Annotated in this window: 6 protein-coding genes; 2 read left to right on the forward strand and 4 right to left on the reverse strand. The window is 71.8% G+C overall.

All coding sequences use genetic code 11. The features are described 5' to 3' along the window. From G5C62_RS24810 to G5C62_RS24820, 3 genes are all read right to left on the reverse strand, one after another. Window positions 1–313, reverse strand: a 313-nt coding sequence (locus G5C62_RS24810) for an ABC transporter permease subunit (RefSeq protein ID WP_164703114.1), incomplete at its 3' end; no start/stop codon positions are given. A gap of 59 nt (window positions 314–372) precedes the next feature. After that, a complete protein-coding gene (locus G5C62_RS24815; protein ID WP_164703115.1) occupies window positions 373–1,338 on the reverse strand; it encodes a glutamate ABC transporter substrate-binding protein in 966 nt (321 codons plus the stop codon). A gap of 81 nt (window positions 1,339–1,419) precedes the next feature. Then, a complete protein-coding gene (locus tag G5C62_RS24820) occupies window positions 1,420–2,148 on the reverse strand; it encodes an amino acid ABC transporter ATP-binding protein (RefSeq protein WP_164703118.1) in 729 nt (242 codons plus the stop codon). Between the two features lie 152 nt (window positions 2,149–2,300). On the opposite strand from G5C62_RS24820, the gene G5C62_RS24825 reads away from it, so the two are divergent. Together G5C62_RS24825 and G5C62_RS24830 are read left to right on the forward strand one after the other, a co-directional pair. Beyond that, window positions 2,301–3,479, forward strand: coding sequence for an ROK family transcriptional regulator (locus G5C62_RS24825; RefSeq protein ID WP_164703116.1), 1,179 nt, complete (start codon window positions 2,301–2,303; stop codon window positions 3,477–3,479). Between the two features lie 137 nt (window positions 3,480–3,616). Further along, complete coding sequence (locus G5C62_RS24830) at window positions 3,617–5,479, forward strand: bifunctional UDP-sugar hydrolase/5'-nucleotidase (protein WP_206330849.1); 1,863 nt, start codon at window positions 3,617–3,619, stop codon at window positions 5,477–5,479. 99 nt (window positions 5,480–5,578) lie between these two features. On the opposite strand, the gene G5C62_RS24835 is transcribed toward G5C62_RS24830, so the two are convergent. Beyond that, on the reverse strand, window positions 5,579–5,863 hold the full coding sequence (locus G5C62_RS24835) for an iron-sulfur cluster assembly accessory protein (RefSeq protein ID WP_164703117.1): 285 nt from the start codon (window positions 5,861–5,863) through the stop codon (window positions 5,579–5,581). Window positions 5,864–6,185: the final 322 nt, after the last annotated feature.

Here is a 6,185-nt window from a genome sequence, read left to right on the forward strand (position 1 = left end):
TGCGCACCGCCTCGGCCACGTACGCCGCCTCGTAGACGGTGAGCACGACGATGACCGTGGTGGTCAGCGGCATCAGCAGCCCGGCGTCGGGCAGTGCGAAGACGGCCAGCAGCAGCAGCGCCAGCAGGGGGACGTTGACGAACACCTGCACGTAGGCCCAGGCGGCCCCGCGCAGCACCGGGATGGGGCTCACCCGGGCCACGGTGATCAGCACCCCGAGCACCAGGGAGCCGGCCGCGGAGATCACCAGGATCAGCACGGTCGTCCCCAGTGCCCTCAGCAAGGGGTCCAGGTTCTCGATCACTGCAGTCACGTCGTCGTCCTCTGCTGGCGCTGCTGCTGCCTCAGGGCTGCTGCCTCAGGGGTGCCGGGTCAGGAGCCCGGCACCGAGCCGATCTCCGGCGGCGTCGGGGCGTCGCCCTCGACGACCGTGCCGAGGGTGGCCTCCCAGATCTCGGCCCACGAGCCGTCGTCCTCGATCTCCTCCAGCCAGGTGTTCACGAAGTCCTTGAACTCCGGGTCCTCCGGCGGGAGGCCGATGCCGTAGGGCTCCTCGGTGAACGGCTGGACGGCGATCTTGATGTCGTCGTTGGCGTCCGCCGCGGCCAGCAGCAGGGTGTAGTCCTGCACGTAGGCGTCGCCGCGGCCCTGCACGAGCGCCTGCACCGCCTGCGGGTCGGTGGCGAAGCTGGTCACCTCGGCGCCGGGGGCCACCTCGGGCACCGCGGTGACCGCCGGGGTGTTCGCGCCGACGATCACGTTCTTGCCGTCGAGGTCCTCGATGCTGGAGATGTCCTCGTTGTCGGCGGCGACCGCCACCGCGAGGCCCGAGGTGAAGTACGGGCCGGCGAAGTTGATCTGCTCGGCCCGCTCCTCGGTGATCGTGTAGGTGTTGAAGACGACGTCGACGGTGCCGTTCTGCAGCAGCGCCTCCCGGGTCTCCGACGCCGGCGGCACGATCTCGATGTTCGGCTCGCCCAGAATGTAGATGGCCAGCATCTTCGCCAGGTCGATGTCGAAGCCCTCGACGTCCTCGGGGCTGCTCGGGTCCTGCTGGGAGAGCAGCGGCGCGTCCAGGGCGGCGGCGACGCGCAGCACGCCCCGCTCCTTGATCTCGGCCATCGTGGACTCGGGGAGGATCAACTCGTCGTCGGCGACCGGCGCGTCCTCGTAGACGGCGTCCAGGCCGGAGGAGGCGGTGTCGCCGCCGCCGCCGCCGCCGGGGACGGCGTCGGACGAGGAGTCGGACGAGCCGCACCCCGCGACCGCCACCGAGGCGGTGGCCAGCACGGCGGTGATCAGCGGGAAGCGGCGCCTGGGAAGGCGGATGTCACTCATGCCTTGCCTTTCTGATCAGCCCGGCCGGGGGAGCGGCGCCGGGCGTGGGGTGGGCGGGTCCGCCCGGGGTGCGCTCGGCCGTCAGTGGGCCAGCACGTTGGAGAGGAACGAGCGGGCGCGCTCGCTCCGGGTGGCGTCGAAGAACTCCGCCGGTGGGGCGACCTCGACGATCTGACCGGCGTCCATGAAGACGACGCGGTCGGCGACGCGGCGGGCGAAGCCCATCTCGTGGGTCACCACGACCATCGTCATGCCGTCGGCGGCCAGCGAGGTCATCACCTCGAGCACCTCGTTGACCATCTCGGGGTCCAGCGCCGAGGTCGGCTCGTCGAAGAGCATCAGCTTCGGGTGCATCGCCAGCGAGCGGGCGATCGCGGCGCGCTGCTGCTGGCCGCCGGAGAGCTGGGCGGGGACGCGATCGGCCTTGTCGGCGATGCCCACCCGCTCCAGCAGCGCCATCGCCTCGCTGCGGGCGGTGGCCTTGCTCGCCTTGCGGACCTTCAGCGGCGCCAGCATCACGTTGTCCAGCACGCTCAGGTGGCCGAAGAGGTTGAACGACTGGAAGACCATGCCGACGTCGGCACGGAGCTGGGCGAGCTGGGCGCCCTCTGCGGGCAGCAGCTGGCCGTCGACCCTGATCTCGCCGGAGTCGATCGGCTCGAGCCGGTTGATCGTGCGGCAGAGCGTCGACTTGCCCGACCCGGACGGCCCGATGACCACGACGACCTCGCGCGGGGCGACCTCCAGGTCGATCGAGCGGAGCACGTGCAGCTCGCCGAAGTGCTTGTCGACGCCGCGAAGGCTGACCATCGGCGTTGTCACGGGCGTGCTCCTCACGGTCAGCGTTGAACGTTGGACGAAGGCTAAGTGGCGATCGTTACAACGAGAAGTCCATGATGTATTTCCACTTCCGGAGTAAGTGGCCGTTGCTTCGGACGGCGGGCGTTGCTTCACTGACCGGCATGCCCACCCCCGCCGGTGACCGGTCGGCCACCTCCCCGAGCGAGGTGCTCTCCCTCGTCCGGCTCGGCCGCGCCACCTCGCGCGCCGACGTCGCCCGCGAGACAGGGCTCTCGGCGACCACCGCCGCCGCCCGGGTGGAGATGCTGATCCGGCGTGGCTGGCTGGTGGAGACCGGCACCGGGCCCTCGGCCGGCGGGCGGCCGCCGCGCCGGCTGGAGATGCGCGGCGCGGCCGGCCTGGTGGTCGCGGTCAGCCTCGGGGAGCGGCACGCGGCGATCGCCGTCCTGGACGCCGCGGGTCGGCAGGTCGCCGAGCGGCACCTGCCCATCGCGGTCTCGGACGGCCCGGAGGCCGTGCTGCGCACCGTGGTGACCGCGGTGGAGGAGGCGGTCGCCGGGCTGGACGACGCCCCGCCGCTGCTGGCCATGTGCGTCGGCGTGCCCGGGCCGGTCAGTGCGCGCACCGGCCTGGTCGTCTCCCCGGCCCGGATGCCCGGCTGGAACGGCGCCGACGTCGCCGCGATCGTGCGGCAGTGGCTGCCGGTGCCGGTCATCGTGCAGAACGACGCGAACCTGATGGCACTCGGCGAGCACGCGGCCGGCGGGTCGCCGGCCGAGCAGATGGTGTTCGTGAAGGTCGGCTCCGGCATCGGCTGCGGCGTCGTCGCCGGCGGGGTGCTGCACCGGGGGAGCGGCGGGTTCGCCGGGGACATCAGCCACACCACCGTGCCCGGCGCCCCGCCGGTGCCCTGCTCGTGCGGGCGGGTCGGCTGCCTGGACGCGGTGGCCAGTGGCGCCGCGCTGGTCGAGCAGCTCGCCGAGCGCGGGGTCGACTCCTCGGGCACCGAGGGGATGCTCGACCTGGCCCGGGACGCGCACCCGCTGACCACCCAACTGCTGCGCGAGGCCGGCGGCAGCACCGGCACCGTGCTCTCGACGATCCTCAACTTCTTCAACCCCGAGCGGCTGGTGATCGGCGGGCACCTGAGCAGCGCCGAGGCCTTCGTCGCGGGGGTGCGCTCGGCGATCTACGCGCAGTGCCCGCCGATGATCACCGACGGCCTGGAGATCGCGGTCAGCCGAGTCGGCCAGCAGGCCGCCGTGCTCGGCGCCGCCCGGGAGGCGCTGGACCTGGCCTTCTCCCCGAAACAACTGGCCGCGCGCGCCGCCGCCCGCTGAGGTCGGTCGGTCCAACCGGTGCTGCGTGCGTGAACACCTCGTGACCGGTGTCGACTTGTCGGCATCCCTCGTTACGTTGGCTCAGCAACCGCACAGCCGGCCCAGGAGGGGCGGCTGACGAGCTTGGGGGAGATCGCGTGCGCAGACGGACGACGGTGACGGTCGCGGCAGCGGTGCTGGCGATGAGCGTCGGGGCGGTGACCCCCGCGGCGGCGAGCCCGGGTGGTCACGACAACGGGAACGGCCACGACAACGGGAACGGCCACGGCCACGGTCACGGGAACGGCCATGGGAGCGGCCACGGCAAGGGGCACGACGGCGGGCACGGCAAGGGGCAGATCCTCGAGCTCACCATGCTGGCCACCACCGACGTCCACGGCCGCGCGCAGGACTGGGACTACTTCCGCGACGCGCCGTACACCGACAGCGCCGGTGACGCGACGGGCCTGGCCCGCGTCTCCTCGGTCGTCGACTCGGTGCGGGCCGAGAAGGGCGCGGACAGCGTCTTCGTCGTCGACAACGGCGACTTCCTGCAGGGCACGCCGCTCACCTACCTCGCCGCCCAGCAGCCGCCGGAGGCCGAGCACCCGATCGCGGCGGCCTACGACGTCATCGGCTACGACGCCCAGGTCGTCGGCAACCACGAGTTCAACTACGGCCTGGACACCCTGGCCGGCTACGTCGACGACGTCGACCACCCGGTGCTCGGCGCCAACGTCATCGACGTCGAGACCGGCGAGCCGTACCTGCCGCCGTACACGCTGCAGGAGATGAAGGTCCGCGGCGCCAAGCCGGTCACCGTCGGCATCATCGGCCTGACCACGCCGGGCTCGGCCATCTGGGACCGGAACAACGTCGAGGGCCAGGTCGAGTTCCGCGACATGGTCGAGACGGCGGAGGAGTGGGTGCCGGTCGTCGCCGAGCAGGCCGACGTCGTCGTCGTCCTCGCGCACGCCGGGGTCGGTGGGACGTCGTCGTACGACGACCCGGCCGTCGGTACGGAGAACCCCTCCGACGTCATCGCCCGCACGGTGCCCGGCATCGACGCGATGGTCGTCGGCCACACGCACCGCGACGCCCCGTCCCAGGTCGTGGTCAACGAGGTCACCGGCGAGGAGGTGCTGCTCACCCAGCCCTACCGATGGGGCGCCACGGTCAGCCAGGTCGACTTCGAGCTGACCAAGACCCGCGGCCAGTGGGACGTCACCGAGGCCACGGCCACCGCGCTGCGCACCAGGGACTACCCGGAGGACCCCGACGTCCTCGCCGTCACCGACGAGGCGCACCAGGCGACGGTCGACTACGTCAACCAGGTGGTGGCCACCTCCACCGAGGAGCTGACCACGCTCACCAGCCGGTACGAGGACACCCCGATCCTCGACTTCATCCAGCAGGTGCAGACCGAGACCGTCGACGCCGCGCTCGAGGGCACCGAGTGGGCCGACCTGCCGGTGCTGTCGATCGCCGCGCCGTTCAGCCGGGAGGCGGTCTTCCCGGAGGGCGACGTCACCATCCGGGACATCGCCGGGCTCTACGTCTTCGACAACACCCTGGAGGCGGTGGAGATGACCGGCGCCCAGGTGCGCGACTACCTCGAGGAGTCGGCGAGCTACTTCACCCAGGTGCCGGCCACCGGGCCCGTCGACCCGGAGACGATCACCAACGCCGACGGGACGCCGGACTACAACTACGACGTGCTCTCCGGCGTCGACTACGACCTGGACGTGTCCCGGCCGGTCGGCGAGCGGGTCACCCGGCTGGAGATCGACGGTGAGCCCGTGGCCGACGACGCCCGCTTCGTCGTCGCGGTGAACAACTACCGGCGCTCCGGCGGCGGCGGCTTCCCGCACATCTCCACGGCGCCGGTGGTCTACAACGAGCAGCTGGAGATCCGCCAGCTGCTCATCGAGTGGGCCCAGGAGCGCGGCGTGATCGACCCGGCCGACTTCTACGTGGAGAACTGGCAGCTCGTCCGCGACGGCGAGCCGCTGCTCGGCTGATCCCCACAGAGGGGCCGGGGTCACGATTCCCGCGCCTCCGGACCGACGAACGCCCCGTTCTCCCTCGGGAGAACGGGGCGTTCGCGTAGGTCTGGGGGCTCAGGCGCCGGACTCGGCGATCCCGAACTGCACCGTGCCGGCCGGGTCGGCCTGCACGTCCAGGACCTTGTCATCGAGGACCGTCGCGGCCTTCTCGTCCAGGAACACCCGGGCGCCGGACTGGTCCAGGACCTGGTCATCCTCGGCCGGCACGGCGGCCAGGCTCAGCGCCAGCGACTGGCCGGTCGGGTCGTTGGCGATCCGGAGGCCCCCCTGCTCGGGGGTCTCGGACTGGTCGAGGATCCCGCGGATCGCGGTTGCTGCCTGGGGGGTCAACGTGAGCATCGGTGAGGTTTCCTCTCGTGTCTGGTGCCCTGACCAGCTGCGGGAAGGTGTGGCGCGGCACTGCGCCACACCCTCCGGCAGTTCGTCGGCCGCCCCTGCGGACGACCGGGCCGTACGGGGCCGGGACTCGCTACCTCGCACATCCCAACGTCCCGGGCGGGGCGACGCGGGGCAAGAGGCAACGCCGATCGTGACGGAGTGGCGTCCACCAAGGTGGTGTGCGACGGCCCCGGTGACCAGCGGGCCCTCCACATAGAGGCGGCCACCGCGTGATCTTCTGGATGACCTACCACAGTCCTTCAGGAGAGCTACGCGATGACCG

This window comes from Modestobacter sp. KNN46-3, from assembly GCF_011039295.1.

Excerpts from the sequence above, each read along its gene's own strand:
- G5C62_RS24825 (WP_164703116.1), top strand. The coding sequence starts at position 2,301 with ATGCCCACCCCCGCCGGTGACCGGTCGGCCACCTCCCCGAGCGAGGTG.
- G5C62_RS24835 (WP_164703117.1), bottom strand. The coding sequence starts at position 5,863 with ATGCTCACGTTGACCCCCCAGGCAGCAACCGCGATCCGCGGGATCCTC.
- G5C62_RS24815 (WP_164703115.1), bottom strand. The coding sequence starts at position 1,338 with ATGAGTGACATCCGCCTTCCCAGGCGCCGCTTCCCGCTGATCACCGCC.
- G5C62_RS24820 (WP_164703118.1), bottom strand. The coding sequence starts at position 2,148 with ATGGTCAGCCTTCGCGGCGTCGACAAGCACTTCGGCGAGCTGCACGTG.